Source organism: Bacillus cereus group sp. BfR-BA-01349, from assembly GCF_022663795.1.
Lineage (GTDB): Bacteria > Bacillota > Bacilli > Bacillales > Bacillaceae_G > Bacillus_A > Bacillus_A cereus.
The window spans coordinates 1-230 of sequence record NZ_JAKUGE010000131.1 but is presented as its reverse complement, the minus strand read 5'-3'; the positions used below and the strand labels follow the sequence as shown (position 1 = coordinate 230).

Sequence of the window (230 nt, the reverse complement as noted above, 5' to 3'; positions counted from 1 at the left end):
ACAAGGTCCCAACTACCATCGGCGCTAGAGAGCTTAACTTCCGTGTTCGGTATGGGAACGGGTGTGACCTCTCTGCCATCATTACCAGACTTTTATCATTATAAACATTTCTTTCGAAATGTCAAGAAGAAATTTCAATGCATATTCCTTCAAAACTAGATAACATTGCTACATATTATATGGTTAAGTCCTCGATCTATTAGTATTCGTCAGCTCCACATGTCACCATG

At 39.6% G+C, this 230-nt stretch carries 1 rRNA gene; it reads right to left on the bottom strand.

Annotation, left to right across the window (positions count from 1 at the left end):
- A 5S ribosomal RNA gene (gene rrf, locus MR169_RS28100) occupies positions 1–89 on the bottom strand; the annotation flags it as partial.
- Positions 90–230: the final 141 nt, after the last annotated feature.